Origin of the sequence: Leifsonia sp. NPDC077715, assembly GCF_040686855.1 — a bacterium.
Lineage (GTDB): Bacteria > Actinomycetota > Actinomycetes > Actinomycetales > Microbacteriaceae > Leifsonia.
This window is the reverse complement of record NZ_JBFBOG010000001.1, coordinates 1171378-1191494: the sequence shown is the minus strand read 5'-3', so window position 1 is coordinate 1191494 and position 20117 is coordinate 1171378. Positions and strand designations below refer to the sequence as shown.

Sequence of the window (20117 nt, the reverse complement as noted above, 5' to 3'; positions counted from 1 at the left end):
CGATGCCGGATTCGACAAATACAGCCTGGCTCTTCGTGGCGATGCTCGCCACGCTCGTCCTCATGCTCGCGGTCGTCTACCGGCCGCTCGGCGACTACATGGCCGCCACCTTCACCAGCCGCCGCGACCTCCGGGTCGAACGCGGCTTCTACCGCGTCATCGGCGTGGAGCCGGGGCTCGGTCAGAGCTGGCCGGTGTACCTGCGCAGCGTGCTCGCGTTCTCGATCCTCGGCGTGCTGCTGGTCTACGCGCTGCAGCGGGCGCAGGCGATCCTGCCGTACTCGCTGGGCCTGCCCGCGGTGCCGGAGGGGCTGTCGTTCAACACGGCGATCTCATTCGTGACGAACACCAACTGGCAGTCCTACTCACCCGAGGTCACCATGGGCTACACGGTCCAGGTGGCGGGACTGGCGGTGCAGAACTTCCTCTCGGCCGCCGTCGGCCTCGCGGTCGCGGTGGCGCTGGTGCGCGGGTTCGCGGCGCACCGCTCGGGGGCGATCGGCAACTTCTGGGTGGACCTCACTCGAGCCACCCTGCGCATCCTGCTGCCGCTCTCGGTGGTGTTCGCGATCATCCTGATCGTCGGCGGGGTCATCCAGAACGTCAACGGGTTCACCCACGTGAGCACGCTGACCGGCGGCACGGCGACGATCCCGGGCGGACCGGTGGCGTCGCAGGAGGCGATCAAGCTCCTCGGCAACAACGGCGGCGGCTTCTTCAACGCCAACTCGGCGCACCCCTTCGAGAACCCGACCGCGTGGACGAACCTCCTCGAGATCTTCCTGATGCTGCTCATCCCGTTCTCGCTCCCGCGCACGTTCGGCCGGATGGTCGGCGACAATCGGCAGGGCTACGCCGTGCTCGGCGCGATGGCGACGATCTTCGTCATCTCGCTCGTCGCCCTCACGCTGTTCGAGCTGCAGGGCGCCGGCACGGCGACCCAGGCGGCGGGCGGCGCGCTCGAGGGCAAGGAGCAGCGCTTCGGCATCCTCGGGTCCACCCTGTTCGGCACCACCAGCACGCTCACGTCGACCGGCGCCGTGGACTCGATGCACGACAGCTTCACGCCGCTGGGCGGGATGATGACGATGCTGAACATGATGACCGGCGAAGTCGCACCCGGCGGCATCGGCGCGGGCCTCTACGGCATCCTGATCGTCGCGATCATCGCGGTGTTCCTGGCCGGCCTCATGGTGGGGCGCACGCCCGAATACCTGGGCAAGAAGATCGGCGCGCGCGAGATCAAGCTCGCCAGCCTCTACATCCTGATCACCCCGACCCTCGTGCTGCTCGGCACGGGCCTCAGCTTCGCGATCCCCGCGATCCGGGACAACATCGAGAAGGTCTCGATCTGGAACCCGGGTCAGCACGGCTTCTCCGAGGTGCTGTACGCGTTCACATCCGCGGCGAACAACAACGGCTCGGCGTTCGCGGGACTCACCGCGAACACGCCGTGGCTGAACGCGGCGCTCGGCACCGCAATGTTCCTCGGCCGGTTCCTGCCGATCGTGTTCGTGCTCGCGCTGGCTGGCTCCCTGGCCGCTCAGGACAAGGTGCCCGCGACGGCCGGGACGCTCCCGACCCACCGACCCCTGTTCGTCACCCTCGTCGTCGGCGTGGTCGTCGTCGTCGCCGCACTCACCTATTTCCCCGTTCTCGCGCTGGGTCCCCTGGCGGAAGGGCTGTCCTGATCATGTCCACCATCTCCGAACGCGTGCCTTCCGATCGCGCGCCCAAGGGCGCCTTCAACGGCCGCCAGCTCATCGCCGGCCTGCCCGGTGCGTTCCACAAGCTCGATCCCCGCGACATGTGGCACAACCCGGTCATGTTCATCGTGGAGGTCGGCGCCGCGCTGACCACGGTGCTGGCGATCGCGGAGCCGATCCTGGGCCCGCAGACCTCGGGCGGAAGCACCACCACGATCGCCTTCACGTGGGCCATCGCCGTCTGGCTCTGGCTGACCGTGCTGTTCGCCACCCTGGCCGAGTCCGTCGCCGAGGGACGCGGCAAGGCGCAGGCGGCCAGCCTGCGCAAGACGCGCACCACGACCGTCGCCAACCGGGTGACGGGATACGACGCGAAGCGCGACCCGTCGGCCACCGGATCCACCACCACCGAGGTTCCGTCGGCCGAGCTCCGGCTCGGGGACGTGGTCGTCGTCTCGGCCGGGGAGCTCATCCCCGGCGACGGCGACATCGTCTGGGGCATCGCCTCGGTGGACGAGTCGGCCATCACCGGCGAGTCGGCCCCGGTCGTCCGCGAGTCCGGCGGCGACCGAAGCGCCGTCACCGGCGGCACGCGCGTGCTCTCCGACCGCATCGTCGTGCGCATCACGAGCAAGCCGGGCGAGACGTTCGTCGACCGGATGATCGCCCTGGTCGAGGGCGCCGCGCGGCAGAAGACGCCGAACGAGATCGCGCTCAACATCCTCCTGGCCGCGCTGACCATCGTCTTCGTCGTCGTGGTGCTCGTGCTCGGCCCGACGGCCGGGTTCGCGAACGCCGCTCCCAGCGTCACGGTGCTCATCGCTCTGCTGGTCTGCCTCATCCCGACGACGATCGGCGCACTGCTGTCGGCCATCGGCATCGCCGGCATGGACCGCCTGGTGCAGCACAACGTGCTCGCCATGTCGGGCCGTGCGGTGGAGGCCGCCGGGGATGTGACCACGCTGCTCCTGGATAAGACCGGCACCATCACCTACGGCAACCGGCAGGCGGCGGACTTCACCCCCGTCGAGGGCGTCGATCCGGCGAAGCTGAGGGAGGCGGCCGCGCTCGCCTCCCTCAGCGACCCCACCCCCGAGGGGTCCTCGGTGGTGGCGCTCGCCGCTCAGCTCGGCTTCATCCACGAGGGCGAGCTCGCCGGCGAGGTGGTGCCGTTCACCGCGCAGACCCGGATGAGCGGCGTCGACTTCGCCGACGGATCGCAGGTCCGCAAGGGGGCCGCGTCGATGGTGGTCGCCTGGGCGGGGGAGAGCACGCGCATCCCGTCGTCGGTCCTCAGCGACCTCGATGAGAAGGTGCAGCGCATCGCCGAGCAGGGCGGGACGCCGCTCGCGGTCGCGAGCCGGAATGCCAGCGGCGACGCGACCATCCTCGGCGTCATCTACCTGAAGGACATCGTCAAGGCCGGCCTCACCGAGCGCTTCGCCGACATGCGCCGGATGGGCATCCGGACCGTCATGATCACCGGCGACAACCCGGTCACCGCGAAGGCGATCGCGGCCGAGGCGGGGGTCGACGACTTCCTCGCCGAGGCGACGCCGGAGGACAAACTCGCGCTGATCCGCAAGGAGCAGGAGGGCGGCAACCTCGTCGCGATGACCGGCGACGGCACGAACGACGCTCCCGCGCTCGCGCAGGCGGACGTCGGCGTGGCGATGAACACCGGCACGTCGGCGGCGAAGGAGGCCGGCAACATGGTCGACCTCGACTCCGACCCGACCAAGCTGATCGACATCGTCCGCATCGGCAAGCAGTTGCTCATCACCCGCGGCGCCCTGACCACCTTCTCGATCGCCAACGACGTCGCGAAGTACTTCGCGATCATCCCGGCGATGTTCGTGGGCGTATTCCCCGGGCTCCAGGCGCTCAACATCATGCAGCTGCACTCGCCGTCGTCGGCGATCCTCTCGGCGGTGATCTTCAACGCGATCATCATCGTCATCCTGATCCCGCTCGCCCTGCGCGGCGTCCGCTACCGGGCCACCTCGGCCTCGGCCCTGCTGCGCAGCAACCTGCTGATCTACGGCCTGGGCGGAATCATCGCCCCCTTCATCGGCATCAAGCTGATCGACCTCCTGGTCAGCCTGATCCCCGGATTCTGAGACAAGGAACGCTACGCACATGAACGCCTCGACACGGGGAACGGGCCGCCAGTACTGGGTCGGCCTGCGGGCCCTGCTCATCCTCACCGCCGTGCTCGGGATCGGCTACCCGCTGGTCGTGACCGGGATCGGGCAGCTCGCCTTCCCGAACCAGTCCAACGGATCGATCGTCGAATCCGGCGGCAAGCCGGTCGGATCGGCCCTGATCGGCCAGTCCTTCACCGACAAGAAGGGCAACCCGCTGCCGCAGTGGTTCCAGTCGCGGCCCTCGGCGGCCGGCGACGGCTACGACGGCGGGGCGTCCAGCGGCAGCAACCTCGGCCCGAACAACCCCGACCTGCTGAAAGCGGTCAAGGAGCGGAAGGCGCTGATCGAGAAGACGGACGGCGTCAGCGGCAGCAGCATCCCCGCCGACGCGCTGACCGCGTCCGGCTCCGGCCTCGACCCGCACATCTCGCCCGCCTACGCACTGCTCCAGGTGGATGCCGTGGCCAAGGCCCGCGGGATCAGCGCGGAGGAGGTGCGGCAGCTGGTGGACCGGCATGTCCAGCAGCGTGACCTCGGCTACCTCGGCGAGCCCACCGTGAACGTCCTGCAGCTGAACCTCGATCTCGCACGGATGGACCCCGCGGGCAACAAGTAGGGTGAGGCTGATGTCCTCCTACTTCGAGCGGATCGACGACCACCGTTACCGTCCGACGGCCGACGCCGGCGGCGCGTGGAAGGAGTCGGAGATCCACTTCAGCCCGCTCGGCGGCCTGATCGTGCACGCGATCGACCGGTACCGCGCGGCCCGCGACGAGCCCACCGACCTGGTGCTCTCCCGGATCAGCTTCGACATCCTCGGCTTCCTCGACGCGGACGTCTGCGACGTGCACGTCGAGACCATCCGGCCGGGCCGGACCATCGAGTTGATCGAGGCGACGGTAACCATCCGCGGCAGGCGGACCGTGCTCGCCCGCGCCTGGTACACGATGACCGGCGACACGAGCGCGGTGGCCGGCGGGGCCGAGGACGCCCCGACGCTGCCCGGCCCCGATCACCGCTGGGCCATGACGGACACCTGGCCCGGCGGCTACGTCGCCTCGCTCGAGATGAGGGCCGAGGAGCCGCCGCGTGCGGGACGCGCGACCGCCTGGCTGCGGACCGAACGGGAACTGGTGGCCGGCGAGCCGACGAGTCCCGACGCCGCCTACATCGCCCTCGTGGACACGGCCAACGGCGTCGCGGTCCGCCGTTCGCCGCAGGAGTGGATGTTCCCGAACCTCGACCTGACCATCCACCTGTTCCGCCGCCCCGCCGGGTCCTGGGTCGGGCTCGACACCACGGTCGTCTTCGGACCGGCCGGGCAAGGGCTCACGAGCACGGCGCTGCTCGACGAGCAGGGAGCCGTGGGCCGGGCGGAGCAGACCCTGACCGTACGTCCGCTGCACGAGAGGACACCATGAGCATCACCGTCACGCCCGTCCACATCGGCGACCTCGCCGGCGTCGACCTGCCCGTCTACATCCACGTCATCGACCACCCCGGCGGCCGCATCCTCGTCGACACCGGGCTGACCGCCCTGCACTCGATGGTCGAGGACATGGATCCGCGGCTGAAGCCGGTCGGCGAGTGGGGTCTGGACCCCGCGAGCGTCGACGCGGTCGTCAACACGCACCTGCACTTCGACCACGCGGGCGGCAACCACCTCTTCGCGGGGACGCCCATCCACGTGCAGCGGCAGGAGCTCGAGGACGGCCGGCACGCCGAGGACTACACGATCCGCGAGTGGGTCGACCCGGAGGGCGTCGAGCTGCAGTACGTGCCGGAGGACGGCGAGGTCGTCCTCGCGCCCGGCATCCGGCTGATGCCCGCGCCGGGGCACACCCGTGGCTCGCAGATCGTGGTCGTCGAGACCGACGAGGGGCTGGTCGTCATCGCCGGCGACTCCGCCGTCTGGGGCGCGGAACTCGACGACCCACAGACCGAGGGGCAGCGGCTGATCCGCGCGCTCGAACCCACCGCGGTGTGGATGTCGCACGCCGCCGAGCCGTGGCGGCCGTCCACCTCCTGAGTCAGGACGTGGAGTCGGCGGTCACCGGCTCGTCCGACCAGATGCGGGGACCCCAGAACCGGAACGTCAGGTACTGTACGACGGCGAGGATGCCGACGAGATAGCCGAGGCGGAGCAGCAGATACCACCACGCGTCCGGCGACGGCAGCACGCCGACCGCCTGGAGCAGCAGCACGACCGCCGCCGCCACCGCCGCGCCCTTCCCGCCGTGTCCGCTCGACACGAACGGGATCGCCGCGATCAGCGCGCCGACCGCGACGCCGCCGCCGACCATCGCGATCCCGGACGCGACACCGCGCGCCCGGGACAGTGCAGCCGATCGTGGTGACCGTGCCGCCACGACGATCCGCACTACGCCGGTGACGATCAGGCCGACGACCAACGCCACGACGACGATCGCGACGAACAGAACCAGCGGCACCAGCAGCCACCCGATCGTCCCGAGGAACAGCACCATGAAGATGACGCCCAGCTGGATGTCGTCGTAGCCCACCGGCTCCACCAGCGTGAGCGCGAGCACGGTGACGACCAGGATGTGCGCCACGGCCAGGAGGAGCACCTGCCACCACCGCAGCAGCCAGGTCCCGTCCGCCTCCTTCTTCTTGCCGCGCTTGCGCGTCCGGGTATCGGTGCCGAGCGGCAGGAGGGCCAGCCCCTGACCGAGGCCGACGACACCGCAGATCAGCAGCATGGTCCACAGCGCCACGTCGTCGCCCGGGTCGTCGGACCACGCCATCCACCCCGCCAGCGCCAGCCAGCCGGCCACCGTGACGACACCGAACAGCCACCATCGGCCGCGACGGGAGGTCAGCGCGCTGCGGAACGGCAGGGCGACGGCGGTGAGGAAGCGGCGCAGATCCACGAACGGGAGGCTACTGGACGCGAACGGCTGCAGCGGGCAACCCGCCCCGATAGGCTGGCCTCGTGCTTCTCTCCGATCGCGACATCAAGGCCGAGCTGGGCTCGGGGCGCATCGCCCTGGAGCCGTTCGAGCCCGAGATGGTCCAGCCGTCGAGCGTCGACGTGCGCCTCGACCGCTTCTTCCGGCTGTTCGACAACCACAAGTACCCGTTCATCGACCCGGCGGAAGACCAGCCGGAGCTGACGCGGTTCGTCGAGGTGGATGCGGACCAGCCGTTCATCCTGCACCCCGGTGAGTTCGTGCTCGGGTCGACCTTCGAGCTCGTGAGCCTTCCCGACGACGTCGCTGCGCGGCTCGAGGGCAAGAGCTCGCTCGGCCGGCTGGGGCTGCTCACCCACTCCACCGCCGGCTTCATCGACCCGGGCTTCTCGGGTCACGTCACGCTGGAGCTGAGCAACGTCGCGACGCTCCCGATCAAGCTGTGGCCGGGCATGAAGATCGGGCAGATGTGCTTCTTCCGCCTGTCCTCCGCGGCCGAGAAGCCGTACGGATCGGCGGAGTACTCCTCGCGCTACCAGGGCCAGCGCGGCCCGACGGCATCGCGTTCGTACCTCAACTTCCATCGCACCGACGTCTCCACCACCGAGGCGGGACGCTCGTCCTGACCACATCCTGACCGCCTGAGTAGAGAGCAGGGACCATGAGCGAGACCACCGACGCGGCGTTCGCACGGGCCCTGATCAGCTCGGGCCCGATGGAGCACAATCCGCAGCGGATGCAGCTCTTCGGCCGCCTCGTCGGCAGCTGGAGCGCCGACGTGCGGCTGTTCGACGAGACGACCCAGGTGTGGACCGAGTCGGTCAACCACTGGATCTTCGCGTACACGCTCGGCGGCCGCGCCGTGCAGGACGTCCTCGTCATCCGCGACGACGCCGACCCCGAGGGCGTGAAGGGCCGCGGCACCACCATCCGCGTGTACGACTCCGCCCTCGGCGCCTGGCGCGTCAGCTGGTTCGGCGCGGCCAGCGGCGACTTCTGCACGCTGGTCGCCACCCCGCACCGGCGCGACGGGATCCGGCAGGACGGCACGCAGACCGACGGCCGGCCGATCCGCTGGAACTTCTCCAACATCACCGAGGACTCGTTCGAGTGGGACGGTTGGGTCTCCGACGACGAGGGCCGCACCTGGTGGCTCGAACAGCACATCGACGCCACCCGCACCGGATGAGGGGAGGGCCGGCGTGTTCGACGACTTCGACGACCCGGCGCTGGACCGATCGGTGTGGCTTCCGCACTACCTGCCCGCGTGGAGTTCGCTCGCCGGGACGCGCGCGACGTACCTGATCCACGACTCGCACCTGGAGCTGAGCATCCCACCGGACCAGGGGCTGTGGTGCGGCGACGACCACCGCCCGCCGCTGCGGGTCTCGGGAATGCAGACCGGCAACTTCTCGGGCCCCGTCGGCTCGGCGGTCGGACAGCAGCCGTACCGCGACGGCCTCCGGGTCCGCGAGGAGCAGGAGGAGTTCCGCGGCTGCCTGATCGACCACGGCACGGTCGGGATGCGCGCCTCCCTGTACCTCAGCCCCCGATCGATGGCGTCGCTCTGGCTCGTCGGCTTCGAGGATGAGCCGGAGCGCAGCGGCGAGCTCTGCGTGATGGAGGTGTTCGGCCGGGACGTGCGCGACGACTCGGCCGACGTGGGGATGGGCTTCCACCGCTTCCGCGACCCGGCGCTCGCGGAGGACTTCGAGCGCCTTCCGCTGCTCATCGACGTCACCGAGCCGCATGCGTACGAGGCGAGCTGGGACGGCGAGGAGGCGACCTTCCGCGTCGACGGCCGGGTGGTGCGGATGCTGGACGACCCGCCTCGGTATCCGCTCCAGCTCATGCTGGCGGTCTTCGACTTCCCTGAGTGGCCGGACCCGCGCGACCCGCAGCACGCCTTCGTCCCGACGCTCTCGGTCGACCGGGTCTGGGCGCATTGACAGGTCGCGCTGCATTCACCTCAGGGCATACGCGCGGACGAGTTATCCACAGTCAATTACACAGGTGGAAAATATGAGCAGCGCTCACAGCTGACCTGAAGCTTCGAGGCTGTCGTCCGCATAGAGGGCGGGCAGTTGCAGGGTCAGCCAGGGGCTGAACGCCCATGGTGTCGCCTCCACCGCGGTGAGCAGCGTGCGCGGGTCGGCCCACGTCCACTCCGCGACCTCATCGGGCGACGGGTCGAGCTCCCCGACGATGGTCGCGGTGTAGACCGGGCACACTTCGTACTCGACGATCCCGGCCGCGTCGACGGCGCGGTACCGGAAGTCGGGCAGGACCGGTGTGAGGTTGTCGATCTCGGCGCCCAGCTCGTCGGCCGCACGCCGGCGCACGGCGTCCTCGAACGCCTCGCCGGGGCCCGGGTGTCCGCAGAAGGAATTGGTCCACACCCCGGGCCACGTCGCCTTGCCGAGGGCGCGACGTGTGACCAGGATGCGGCCCTCCCCGTCGAAGAGGTGGCAGGAGAAGGCGAGGTGCAGCGGCGTGTCCGTCGTGTGCACCGTCGCCTTGTCCGCCGTGCCGATCGGCGTGCCGTCCTCGGCGAGCAGCACGACCTCTTCGCGGGGTGGCGTCATGCGTCCATCCTAGGCGGGGTCGGGCGCGGCGCCCTCGCCGGACGTCTCGGACGACGGGCGCCACCCGAGGTTGCGCGCCATCGCCTCGAGCGTGGTCATCGCGGTCGCGTAGTCGCTCTCGGAGATGCCGTCGGCGAGCTGGGCGCGCACCTCCTGGACCCGCTCGATCGCGCGGTCGTGAGCGGCGCGTCCCTCATCGGTCAGGGTGGCGCGGTCGCCGTCGAACCAGACCCAGCCGCGCTCGACGAAGTCGGCGAGGGTGCGGTGGATGCGGTGCGCGCGGCGGGCGCCGCGGTCGCCGGGACCGCCGTGACGATGGCCGCTGAACGGACGCGCTGGACGGCCGACGTCGGCGGCCCAGGGGCCGTAGCCGTGCCCGCCGGGGAAGGGGCCGTAGCCGCGTCCGCCGGGGAAGGGACCCGCGGGGTGGCCGAACCGCGTCGCGCCGAAGCCGACGCCGCGGTCGAACCCGCGGGCGTAGCCGCGCTCGAAGGCGCGCTCGAAGCCGTGGTCGCCATGGTGCTCGCCGTGGTGATGGTCGCCGTGGTGCTCGTGGTGCTCGTGGTGCTCGTGGTGCTCGTGGTGCTCGCCGTCGCGGTGATCGGGGCGCGCGCCCTGCGGGTGCTGACCCTCGTGGCCCTCGGCGCCGGGGACGCGCTCGTCGCGCGGCTCCTGGCTCCGCCATCCGTAGCGGAAGCCATAGCCGCGGCCGCGGGCGTAACCGTCGCGGCGGCCCTGGCCGTGCCCGCGCTGCTCGTCACCGTGCGGCAGGCGCTCGGCAAGCTCGTCGGCCGTGGCGGGTCCGTCGGCCAGGGTGTGGAGGATGCGCCAGCTTCCGCGGCGCAGTCCCTGATCGGCCAGTGCGTCCCGCATCCGCTGGTGCAGCCGGCCTTCGATCACGCCGAACCAGTATCCGGGCGGCGTCTGTGTGGAGTCGTCGATGTTCGCCATCGGGGCTCTCCTTTCGTTTGCATGTACTGTTACAAGTAAATGTATAGTTACATGCATGAGCACGGGACGTCAAGACGAATCGGGGATTCCGCCAGAAGCGGACATCGTCGCGATGATCGAGCACGCACTGCTCGCGGTGCGGCGCGACCAGTCCCGGCGTCGGCCGCCGTGGGGCGAGGGAATGCCGCACGGCCACTCCCATGGTCACCACGGCGGGCACTGGGCCGGCCCGTTCGGCGGCCCCTGGGCTCCGGGCGCCGCGGGCGGCCCGGGCGGCGAAGCCGGACAGCCGGGCGGAATGCCCTTCGGGGACTCCGCGCGCTCCGGTCCCGGCCGCCGTGGTCGCGACGGATCGCTCGGGCGCATCGCGCGCGTCCGCATGCTCGAGGCGCTGGAGTCCGCCGACGCGGACGGCCGCAGCCTGTCCGTCAGCGGGGTGGCCGCCGCGATCGGTGTGGATCAGCCCCGTGCGAGCCGCCTCGTGCAGGAGGGGGTGGAGCGCGGGCTGGTGCGACGCATCCCCGACCCGTCCGATGCCCGCCGCGCGCTCATCCAGCTGACGACCGCCGGCCGCGCGCTGCTCGAGGAGCTGCGCAGCCACCGCCGCTCCGCCGTCGAGACCGCGCTCGCGGCCTTCACCCCGGAGGAGGCGCGCACCTTCGCCGAGCTCTTCGACCGCTTCGTCCGCGCCTGGCCCCGCCCCGCCCCCGACCCCCCGCCCGACGAGCCCGCCGACTGATTTCCATCTACTGGTCCCAACACGCCGTTATGCGCACCGCCGTAACGGCGTGTCGGGACCAGTAGATGCAGTGTCAGGACGCGCGGCGCGGGGCGCGCACGGGGAGCAGCAGCGCGAGGCCGATGGCCAGGACGAGCACGATCGCCAGGATGCCCCAGTACTGCGCGCCGCCCACCGCGACGAAGAGGGCGAACAGAGTCGGCGCGAGGAACGACACCGCGCGGCCGGTCGTCGCGTACAGCCCGAACACCTCGCCCTCGCGACCGGCAGGCGTGACCCGGGCGAGGAACGTCCGGCTCGCCGACTGCGCCGGCCCGACGAACAGGCACAGCACCAGTCCGCCGACCCAGAACGCCGCGGCCCCCAGATCGTGCGTGAAGAACACGGCGAGCCCCGCGACGATCAGCCCGACGAGCGACGTGACGATGACCGCCTTCGGCCCGAACCGGTCGTCGAGCCGCCCGGATAGCAGCGTGGAGACGCCCGCCACCACGTTCGCGGCGATCGCGAAGATGATCACCTGGCCGCCGGTGAACCCGAACGTCCCCTGCGCCAGGATGCCGCCGAACGTGAACACGCCCACCAGCCCGTCTCGGAACAGCGCAGACGCGATCAGGAAGAGCACGGTGTTGCGGCTCTCCTTCCACAGCCGGCCGATGTCGCGCACGAGCACGGCGTAGGACGCGAAGAATCCGACCCGCGGCGTCCGCGCGTTCGGCGGGATCTCCGGCACCACGAACAGCACGGGGAGCGAGAACACCAGCGTCCAGAGCGCGGCGACCAGCGCGACGAAGCGGATGTTGAGCCCGGCCTCCGTCGGGACGTGCAGCAGACCGCCGTCGCCCGTCACCATCCCGAAGTACACGATGAGCAGCAGAACGATGCCGCCCAGGTAGCCGGCGCCCCAGCCGAAGCCGCTGACGCGTCCCACCGTCTTCGGGGTCGACACCTGCACGAGCATCGCGTTGTAGTTGACGGTCGCGATCTCGTAGAACACCGTCCCGATCGCCACGAGCGCGACGCCGAGCAGGAAGTACGCCGGCTCGCCCACGACGAAGAACATCAGCGCGGTGACCACGACGACCACGCCGGTGTTCACGCCGAGCCACAGCTTGCGGCGGCCGGAGCCGTCCGTCCGCTGGCCCAGCACGGGGGCGATCAGGGCGACGATGATCCCCGCGATGCCGACGCCCCACGCCAGCCCGCTCGACAGCACCGCGACCGCCGCGTCGTACGCGGTGTGCGCCGGTCCGGAGGTGCCGGACTCGGCGTTCTTCGCCGACACGATCGCCGGGTCGACGAACAGGCTGCTGGTCAGATAGACGGTGAAGACGAACGTGGTGATGACCGCGTTGAAGGCCGCGCCTCCCCAGTCCCACAGGGCCCACGACACCACCCAGCGGGCGGGGATGCGCCGGTCGGTGTCGCTGTCGGCGAAGAGAGGGCTCGCGGTCGTCACCAGGGCGTCGTCGCCCGCCGCGCGACCGGGGGAATCGGTGGCCATGGGGACACTGTAGGGCCGCCGCGCCAACGGCAGGTGAACGACTCGGACGCCGCGCGCTAGATCGACGCCGGCAGGCTGTACACGGTCCCGCGGTCGTCGCCGCGCACCTGCCGGTGCAGGTCCTCCATCGTCACGTCGAGCTGGCTGGCCGTGGTCGCCGCCGCGGTCAGGTCGCGGAGCAGCGCCTCCGGCACCTCACCGTCGTACTTGTAGTAGATCTTGTGCTCGAGGCTGGCCCAGAAGTCCATGGCGACCGTCCGCAGCTGGATCTCGACCGGCACCAGCACCGGGCCCTCGCTGAGGAAGACGGGCACCTCGACGATGACGTGCAGGCTCTTGTATCCGTTGGGCTTGGGGTGCGCGATGTAGTCCTTCACCCGCAGCGTGCGGACGTCCTCCTGCGCGGTCAGCAGGTCGAAGACGCGGTACACGTCGGAGGTGAAGCTGCACACGATCCGGATACCGGCGATGTCGGTGATCTCCTGCCGGATCACCTCGAAGCTGGGCTCGCAGTTCTTGCGGATGACCTTCTGCTCGATGCTCTCCGGAGACTTGAGCCGGCTCGAGATGTGCTCGATCGGGTTGTAGTCGTGCAGCTCGGCGAACTCCTCCCGCAGGATGCTCACCTTGGTCGAGATCTCGTCGATGCCGAACTTGTACGGCATGATGAACCGCGCGAAGTCGTCCCGGAACGCCTGGACCTCGCTCAGCGTCGCGGGGTCGATGTTCTGCAGCGCCTCGATGGCGCGCGACGACAGCAGCGGGGCGGCGTGCGGGTCCGGATCCATGTTCCCGACGCTAGCGACGGCGTTTGTGCGAGCGGTGTGAATCGGGAGGTCCCAACCGCCGGTCCATGTGCTTCCCTACCCGTGAGGGGGACGGCCGACGAAAGGTGGACGCCATGGCCGATGCATCGACCGCGCCGGTGGCGCCCGTGAAGTTCAACGGTCGCCTGGCGATTCTGCTGGCCATGGCGATGTTCGTCCTCGTCGTCGACACATCGTTGATGAACGTGTCCATCTCGGCCGTGGTCCACGATCTGCACACGACGGTCAGCGGCGTGCAGAGCGCGATCGCGCTGGAGGCGCTGGTGTCGGCGGCGTTCATCCTGATCGGCGGCAAGACCGGCGACCTGATCGGCCGCAAGCTGGCCTATGTGCTGGGTCTGCTCGGCTACGCCGTCGGAGCGATCGCGATGACGCTGGCGCAGAACCTGACGGCCATCATCATCTTCTGGGCCGTCATCGGCGGGATCGGCGCCTCGCTCCTGCTGCCGGCGATGCAGTCGCTGATCCACGGCAACTTCGAGGGCGCCCAGCAGAAGCGCGTCTATGCGCTCGTCGGAGCGTCGGCGGCGATCGCGGCCGCCGTCGGCCCGCTGCTCGGCGGCTTCATCACCACCTTCCTCTCCTGGCGGGTCGGGTTCCTGCTGGAGGCCGCGATCATCGCAGTGGTCCTGTCCGGCATCGGGCTCGTCAAGGACGTGAAGTACACCGGCGAGCGGTCCATCGACCTGGTCGGCGCGCTGCTGTCGGTGATCGGGATGGGCGGCATCGTCACCGGCATCCTCGTCTGGCAGGAGGGCGGCGAGCGGGTGCTGCTCATCATCCTCGTCGGCGTCGCCGGGCTGGGCTCGCTGACCATCTGGCTGCGGTCGCGCTCGCGGCGCGGGAAGCCGACGCTGCTCGACCCCGGCCTGTTCCGGTCGAAGCTCTTCCAATCCGGGGTGTCCGGTCAGCTGCTGCAGCAGATCGCGCTGGGCGGCACGATGATCGCGCTGCCGATCTATCTGCAGATGGTGCTCGAGTACAACGCCCTCTTCTCCGGGCTCTCGATCGCGCCCCTGTCGCTCAGCATGTTCGCGGTCGCGCTGATCGCGGGGCGGCGCCTCAAGCAGCGGCCGGCGAACCTCATCCTGTGGGGATTCTCGCTGACGGTGGTCGGGGTCGCCGTCATCATCCCGCTCGTGCCGATCGCCACGTCGGGCTGGTACCTCACCATCCCGCTGATCATCGCGGGTTCGGGCCTCGGCCTGCTCGTGTCGCAGCTGAACAACTACACGCTGTCGCCCATCTCGGACGAGCGGGTCAGTGAGGCCGCGGGGGTCAACTCCGCCGCCGGGTCGTTCGGGCTCTCGTTCGGCCTGGCGTTCGCCGGCGCGATCATGCTCGCGACGCTCGCCTTCACGTTCCAGGCGAAGACCGACGCCAGCACCGTGCTGCCCCCGGACGACAAAGCGCAGATCTCGTCGACGCTCGAGTCGGACGCGGAGGTCATGTCGAACGCGAAGCTGGCCGAGCTGCTGGCCACCGAGCCGCCGGCGATCCGGGAGGAGGTGGTCCGCATCAACACCGAGGCGCGGCCCATCTCGCTCCAGGTGGCGCTGCTCGTCCCCGTGCTCGCGGGCCTCATCGGCGTCGGCAACGCGTTCCGGATGCGCCGCCTGCCCGACCCCGTCGCGAACGCGGCGGCGGAGGGCACGCTGGCGGGGTGATCGGGGAATACCGAGCGTCTCCTCAAAGTTGAGTCAAGTGTACTCAAGTTTGCGTCCGACCCTCTTGACAGCATCCATCCCGGATGACAGTCTTGAGTCGTCGAGGCTCAAGTCTTGACCCCAGACTTTCACGGCCATAAGCCAGCAACAAAGGAGAGAAGCACACATGTCACGTGCAGTAGGTATCGACCTCGGAACGACCAACTCCGTCGTCGCGGTCCTCGAGGGCGGCGAGCCCACGGTCATCGCGAACGCGGAGGGCTTCCGCACCACCCCGTCGGTGGTCGCCTTCACCAAGGACGGCGAGGTCCTCGTCGGCGAGACCGCGAAGCGCCAGGCGGTCACCAACGTCGACCGCACGATCTCGTCGGTCAAGCGCCACATGGGCACCACCTGGACCACCGAGATCGACGGCAAGAAGTACACCGCCCAGGAGATCTCGGCGCGCATCCTGCAGAAGCTGAAGCGCGACGCCGAGCAGTACCTCGGCGACACCGTCACCGACGCGGTCATCACCGTCCCGGCGTACTTCAACGACGCTGAGCGTCAGGCCACCAAGGAGGCCGGCGAGATCGCGGGCCTCAACGTGCTCCGCATCATCAACGAGCCCACCGCGGCCGCACTCGCGTACGGCCTCGACAAGGGCAAGGAGGACGAGCTCATCCTCGTCTTCGACCTCGGCGGCGGAACCTTCGACGTCTCCCTCCTCGAGGTGGGCAAGGACGACGACTTCTCGACCATCCAGGTCCGTGCGACCGCCGGTGACAACCGCCTCGGCGGCGACGACTGGGACCAGCGCATCGTCGAGTGGCTGATCAAGCGCTTCAAGGACTCGACCGGCGTCGACGTCTCGAAGGACAAGATCGCCCTCCAGCGTCTGAAGGAGGCGGCGGAGCAGGCCAAGAAGGAGCTGTCGTCGAGCATGTCGACCAGCATCCAGCTGCCCTACCTGTCGCTCACCGAGAACGGCCCGGCCAACCTCGACGAGACGCTGACCCGCGCCCAGTTCGAGCAGATGACCAGCGACCTCCTCGACCGCACCAAGAAGCCGTTCCAGGACGTCATCCGCGAGGCCGGCATCAAGGTGTCCGACATCGCGCACGTCGTGCTCGTGGGCGGTTCCACCCGCATGCCGGCCGTGTCCGAGCTCGTGAAGCAGGAGACCGGCGGCAAGGAGCCCAACAAGGGCGTGAACCCGGACGAGGTCGTCGCCGTCGGCGCCGCCCTGCAGGCCGGTGTCCTCAAGGGTGAGCGCAAGGACGTCCTCCTCATCGACGTCACCCCGCTGTCCCTCGGCATCGAGACCAAGGGCGGGATCATGACCAAGCTCATCGAGCGCAACACGGCCATCCCGACCAAGCGCAGCGAGACCTTCACCACGGCCGACGACAACCAGCCGTCCGTCGCGATCCAGGTCTTCCAGGGCGAGCGCGAGTTCACCCGCGACAACAAGCCGCTCGGCACCTTCGAGCTGACCGGCATCGCCCCGGCCCCCCGCGGCATCCCGCAGATCGAGGTCACCTTCGACATCGACGCCAACGGCATCGTGCACGTGTCCGCGAAGGACAAGGGCACCGGTAAGGAGCAGTCGATGACGATCACCGGCGGGTCCAGCCTGCCGAAGGACGACATCGACCGCATGGTGCGCGAGGCCGAGGAGCACGCGGCGGAGGACAAGAAGCGCCGCGAGTCCGCCGAGACCCGCAACCAGGCCGAGCAACTCGTCTACTCGATCGAGAAGCTGATCAAGGACAACGAGGACAAGCTCCCCGAGGACGTCAAGAACGAGGTCCAGGGCGACGTCGACGGCGTCAAGACCGCTCTCGCGGGCGACGACGACGACGCGGTCAAGGCCGCGTTCGACAAGCTCAACGCGAGCCAGGGCAAGCTGGGCGAGGCGATCTACTCGTCGGCGCAGGCCTCCGAGGCTCCGGCCGGCGACGCCGGTGAGGCGCCGCAGGGCGAGTCGTCCTCCGACGACGAGGACGTCATCGACGCCGAGGTCGTCGACGACGAGGAGAAGAAGTAACCATGTCGGACCAGAACGGCGGCTCGCAGGAGCCGGAACGCGAGGATCCGATCATCCGGGACAAGCGGAGGATCGACCCCGAGACCGGGAAGGTCCGGCAGCCCGAGGGTGAGCAGGCCGACGCCGGCGAGAACGACCTCTCTCACGAGGAGCTCGTCGACGTCGGGCCGGCCGAGGGGGAGGGCGAGGAGAGCATCCTGAGCGATGACGACCTCGACATCCTCTCCGGCCAGACCACTGCGGAGCAGGTCGCGGCCGAACGTCTCGCCGACCTCCAGCGGGTCACCGCCGAGTACGCGAACTACCGCAAGCGCACCGAGGCGAACCGCGAGATCGAGCGCGAGCGGGCCGTGGGGGATGCCGTCAAGGGCCTCATCCCGGTGCTCGACGACCTCGAGCGCGCGGAGAAGCACGGCGACCTGGGCGAGGGCAGCGCGTTCTCGACCATCGCCGCGAAGCTCCGCACCGCGGTCGAGCGTCTCGGCCTCACCCCCTACGGCGAGAAGGGCGATCCCTTCGACCCGCAGATCCACGAGGCGATCTTCCAGCAGCCCACCCCCGGCGTGACGGCGGACACCGTCGCCGAGGTCGTGGAGACCGGCTACCGGCTGGGCTCCACCACCGTGCGGGTGGCGAAGGTCGTCGTCTCGGTGCCGGCCTGATCCGGCACACACGCACGACGGAGCGGCGGGACATCGAGTCCCGCCGCTCCGGCGGCGCGATCGAACACCATCAAGACCTGAGAGGAGGCGCCCGTGGCTAGCCAGGACTGGTTCGACAAGGACTTCTACAAGGTGCTCGGCGTCTCCAAGGACGTCAGCGAAGCGGACCTCAAGAAGACCTACCGCAAGCTCGCCCGCAAGTACCACCCCGACTCCAACCCCGGCGACGCCGCCGCGGAGGCCAAGTTCAAGGAGATCAGCGAGGCCTACTCGGTGCTCAGCGATCCCGAGGAGCGCAAGGAGTACGACCAGATCCGCGCGATGGGATCGGGCGCCCGGTTCACCGCGCCCGGCGGCGGTGGCGCGGGAGGCGGCTTCGACGACGTCTTCGGCGGGATGTTCGGCCAGGGCGGCAACCAGCGCTACACGTTCCAGCAGGGCGGCGGCGGGTTCGACGACGTCTTCGGCGGCCTGTTCGGCAACGGCCGGTTCGGGCAGACGAGCGGCGGCTTCCAGGGCTACGGCGGCCCGACCCGCGGTCGCGACGTGACCGCCCACACCACCATCGACTTCGTCACCGCCACGCGCGGCGAGACGATCACCCTGCAGGCGTCCGACGGCAAGCCGATCAAGGTCAAGATCCCCGCCGGCGTCGCGGACGGCCAGAAGATCAAGCTGCGCGGCAAGGGCCAGCCGTCGCCGGATGGCGGCGAGGCGGGGGACATCGTCCTCACCGTGACCGTGCGCAAGCACCCGGTGTTCGAGCGCGACGGCCTCAACCTGCGCGTCACCGTCCCGGTCACCTTCGCGGAGGCCGCGCTCGGCGCGACCATCGAGGTCCCGACCCTCGGCGGAGACCCCGTCAAGCTGCGCGTCGCCCCCGGCACCCCGAGCGGCCGCGTGCTGCGCGTGAAGGGCCGTGGCGTCGAGACCAGCAAGGGCACCGGCGACCTGCTCGCGGTCGTCCAGATAGCGGTCCCGTCGCACCTCTCCGGTGAGGCGAAGGAGAAGCTCGAGGAGTTCGCGGCGTCGCTCCCGCAGGAGAACCCGCGCGACGACATCCTGGCCAAGGCCCGGAGCTGACGATGGACGAGAACAGCCAGGTCTTCGTGATCTCGATCGCGGCGGAGCTCGCGGGCATGCACCCGCAGACGCTCCGCCAGTACGACCGGCTCGGACTCGTCAGCCCCAGCCGGACCGCCGGCAAGTCGCGCCGCTACTCGATGCGCGACATCGCCAAGCTGCAGGAGATCGCGCGCCTCGGCTCCGAGGGCGTCAGCCTCGAGGGCATCCGGCGCATCATCGAGCTGGAGGACCAGGTCGGCGAGCTGCGCGGCCGCGTCCGGGAGCTCGAGAGCGCCCTGGCGGACGAACTGCTCAACCGCCCGGGCCGCCGCGTCTTCGCGGCCGGCTCCGAGGGCGAGGTCGTGCCCCTGCGCGCCGGCACCCGCACGCGCCGCAGCACCTCCCTCGTGGTCTGGCGCCCCCTCGACCGCTGACCCCTCCCCGCCTTCCCCCGCAAGCGAAGGGCAGGTAGTTGCGGTCGACACGCCGTATCGGCGCGCAACTACCTGCCCTTCGCGTGGTGGATCAGAGGTGGGAGGAGACGCCCTGGCCCACGTAGAGGGTGTTCTCGAGGTTGTGGGCCTCCTCGGCCGCGATGTCGCGGTCGATGCCCGCTCGCACCTCGCGCATCAGCTTGTGCAGCTCCGCGTGCTTCTCCGGCAGCCGGGAGTGACCGGTGCTGTCCCACAGGTTCGACACCGGGAGCGCGTCGCCGGCCTCGGCCGCGAGCGTCCACTCCTCGGTGGTCGCGACCGCCGCGAACTCCGACTGCATGGTCACGAGGACCGAGCGGTGGAGCGCGTCCGCCGAGATCGCGCCGGCCTCGTTCACGAGGTCGAGCGTCCCCGTCGCATCCGACAGGAACTCGACCGTGAAGCCCAGCTCGGCCGCATCCCGCGCCGTGCCCGCGCAGCAGTGCTGCGTCATGTAGCCCGCGATGGTGAGCGTGTCCACGTCGTTCGCACGCAGCCACTGCTCCAGGTCGGTGCCGGGGAAGGCCGACACACTGCCCTTGGTGACTAGGTGCGCGGGCGTCCGGTCGGCGATCGACGCGTGAAGCGCCGCACCGTCCGAGCCGCGGGCGAACACCGGCGCACCCTCGTCCTCGAGGTGCTGCACCACGACGACGGGCACGCCGTGATCGTCGGCGGCATCCCAGGCCACCTCGATGTTCGGGATGGACGTCATCAGATCCGGGAAGCAGATCTTCAGGTTGCCGGTGACGTACTCGTTCTGCAGGTCGATCACGATCAGCGCGCGCTTCATAGCCGCACTCTAGCGAGCGACGCGCAGGTAGGCTCTATG

General features: G+C 69.9%; 20 protein-coding genes. 14 read left to right on the top strand and 6 right to left on the bottom strand.

The window, feature by feature from the left end:
- Nucleotides 1-2 precede the first annotated feature (2 nt).
- From kdpA to AB0P25_RS05820, 5 genes are read left to right on the top strand one after another with little or no spacing between them, the layout of a single operon-like run.
- A complete protein-coding gene (gene kdpA / locus AB0P25_RS05840; protein WP_363805967.1) occupies nt 3-1691 on the top strand; it encodes a potassium-transporting ATPase subunit KdpA in 1689 nt (562 codons plus the stop codon).
- Between the two features lie 23 nt (nt 1692-1714).
- Entirely contained in the window at nt 1715-3826 is a 2112-nt protein-coding gene (gene kdpB / locus AB0P25_RS05835; RefSeq protein ID WP_363805966.1) for a potassium-transporting ATPase subunit KdpB, read from the top strand.
- Between the two features lie 19 nt (nt 3827-3845).
- Nucleotides 3846-4469, top strand: coding sequence for a potassium-transporting ATPase subunit KdpC (gene kdpC / locus AB0P25_RS05830; RefSeq protein WP_363805965.1), 624 nt, complete (start codon nt 3846-3848; stop codon nt 4467-4469).
- 10 nt (nt 4470-4479) lie between these two features.
- Nucleotides 4480-5274, top strand: a complete 795-nt coding sequence (locus tag AB0P25_RS05825) for a thioesterase family protein (RefSeq protein ID WP_363805964.1) — start codon at nt 4480-4482, stop codon at nt 5272-5274.
- Nucleotides 5271-5882 (top strand): MBL fold metallo-hydrolase, encoded by a 612-nt coding sequence (locus AB0P25_RS05820; RefSeq protein WP_363805963.1) that lies wholly within the window; start codon nt 5271-5273, stop codon nt 5880-5882. Before AB0P25_RS05825 ends, AB0P25_RS05820 begins: the two co-directional genes overlap by 4 nt.
- 1 nt (nt 5883) lies before the next feature.
- On the opposite strand, the gene AB0P25_RS05815 is transcribed toward AB0P25_RS05820, so the two are convergent.
- Complete coding sequence (locus AB0P25_RS05815) at nt 5884-6744, bottom strand: hypothetical protein (RefSeq protein WP_363805961.1); 861 nt, start codon at nt 6742-6744, stop codon at nt 5884-5886.
- 62 nt (nt 6745-6806) lie between these two features.
- Between AB0P25_RS05815 and dcd the strand changes: the two genes are divergently transcribed.
- Genes dcd through AB0P25_RS05800 form a run of 3 tightly spaced genes read left to right on the top strand, consistent with a single transcriptional unit; the run spans nt 6807 to nt 8732 of the window.
- Nucleotides 6807-7409, top strand: a complete 603-nt coding sequence (gene dcd, locus AB0P25_RS05810) for a dCTP deaminase (RefSeq protein ID WP_064110137.1) — start codon at nt 6807-6809, stop codon at nt 7407-7409.
- Nucleotides 7410-7444: 35 nt separating this feature from the next.
- Nucleotides 7445-7972 (top strand): hypothetical protein, encoded by a 528-nt coding sequence (locus tag AB0P25_RS05805; RefSeq protein ID WP_363805959.1) that lies wholly within the window; start codon nt 7445-7447, stop codon nt 7970-7972.
- A 13-nt stretch (nt 7973-7985) separates the two neighbouring features.
- Complete coding sequence (locus AB0P25_RS05800; RefSeq protein WP_363805958.1) at nt 7986-8732, top strand: glycoside hydrolase family 16 protein; 747 nt, start codon at nt 7986-7988, stop codon at nt 8730-8732.
- Nucleotides 8733-8816: 84 nt separating this feature from the next.
- On the opposite strand, the gene idi is transcribed toward AB0P25_RS05800, so the two are convergent.
- Together idi and AB0P25_RS05790 are read right to left on the bottom strand one after the other, a co-directional pair.
- Nucleotides 8817-9368: an isopentenyl-diphosphate Delta-isomerase gene (idi, locus tag AB0P25_RS05795; RefSeq protein ID WP_363805956.1), complete on the bottom strand. Its 552-nt coding sequence runs from the start codon at nt 9366-9368 to the stop codon at nt 8817-8819.
- Between the two features lie 9 nt (nt 9369-9377).
- Nucleotides 9378-10319, bottom strand: coding sequence for a MarR family winged helix-turn-helix transcriptional regulator (locus AB0P25_RS05790; RefSeq protein ID WP_363805954.1), 942 nt, complete (start codon nt 10317-10319; stop codon nt 9378-9380).
- A gap of 55 nt (nt 10320-10374) precedes the next feature.
- On the opposite strand from AB0P25_RS05790, the gene AB0P25_RS05785 reads away from it, so the two are divergent.
- Entirely contained in the window at nt 10375-11058 is a 684-nt protein-coding gene (locus AB0P25_RS05785; protein WP_363805952.1) for a MarR family winged helix-turn-helix transcriptional regulator, read from the top strand.
- Between the two features lie 73 nt (nt 11059-11131).
- Here AB0P25_RS05785 and AB0P25_RS05780 read toward each other — a convergent pair whose 3' ends face one another.
- Together AB0P25_RS05780 and AB0P25_RS05775 are read right to left on the bottom strand one after the other, a co-directional pair.
- On the bottom strand, nt 11132-12562 hold the full coding sequence (locus tag AB0P25_RS05780) for an MFS transporter (RefSeq protein ID WP_363805951.1): 1431 nt from the start codon (nt 12560-12562) through the stop codon (nt 11132-11134).
- A gap of 56 nt (nt 12563-12618) precedes the next feature.
- Nucleotides 12619-13350 carry a GTP pyrophosphokinase family protein gene (locus AB0P25_RS05775; protein WP_363805950.1) on the bottom strand — a complete coding sequence of 244 codons (732 nt, stop codon included), beginning with the start codon at nt 13348-13350 and terminating at the stop codon, nt 12619-12621.
- 113 nt (nt 13351-13463) lie between these two features.
- Between AB0P25_RS05775 and AB0P25_RS05770 the strand changes: the two genes are divergently transcribed.
- The 5 genes from AB0P25_RS05770 to AB0P25_RS05750 all read left to right on the top strand — a co-directional run bounded on the left by AB0P25_RS05770 (nt 13464) and on the right by AB0P25_RS05750 (nt 19246).
- Nucleotides 13464-15056: an MFS transporter gene (locus tag AB0P25_RS05770; protein ID WP_363805949.1), complete on the top strand. Its 1593-nt coding sequence runs from the start codon at nt 13464-13466 to the stop codon at nt 15054-15056.
- 166 nt (nt 15057-15222) lie between these two features.
- Nucleotides 15223-17085 (top strand): molecular chaperone DnaK, encoded by a 1863-nt coding sequence (gene dnaK / locus AB0P25_RS05765; RefSeq protein WP_363805948.1) that lies wholly within the window; start codon nt 15223-15225, stop codon nt 17083-17085.
- 2 nt (nt 17086-17087) lie between these two features.
- Nucleotides 17088-17747: a nucleotide exchange factor GrpE gene (locus AB0P25_RS05760; RefSeq protein WP_363805947.1), complete on the top strand. Its 660-nt coding sequence runs from the start codon at nt 17088-17090 to the stop codon at nt 17745-17747.
- A gap of 93 nt (nt 17748-17840) precedes the next feature.
- A complete protein-coding gene (locus AB0P25_RS05755) occupies nt 17841-18830 on the top strand; it encodes a DnaJ C-terminal domain-containing protein (protein WP_363805945.1) in 990 nt (329 codons plus the stop codon).
- Nucleotides 18831-18832: 2 nt separating this feature from the next.
- Nucleotides 18833-19246 (top strand): MerR family transcriptional regulator, encoded by a 414-nt coding sequence (locus AB0P25_RS05750; RefSeq protein ID WP_363805944.1) that lies wholly within the window; start codon nt 18833-18835, stop codon nt 19244-19246.
- A gap of 91 nt (nt 19247-19337) precedes the next feature.
- Here AB0P25_RS05750 and AB0P25_RS05745 read toward each other — a convergent pair whose 3' ends face one another.
- Complete coding sequence (locus AB0P25_RS05745) at nt 19338-20078, bottom strand: cysteine hydrolase family protein (RefSeq protein ID WP_363805943.1); 741 nt, start codon at nt 20076-20078, stop codon at nt 19338-19340.
- Nucleotides 20079-20117: the final 39 nt, after the last annotated feature.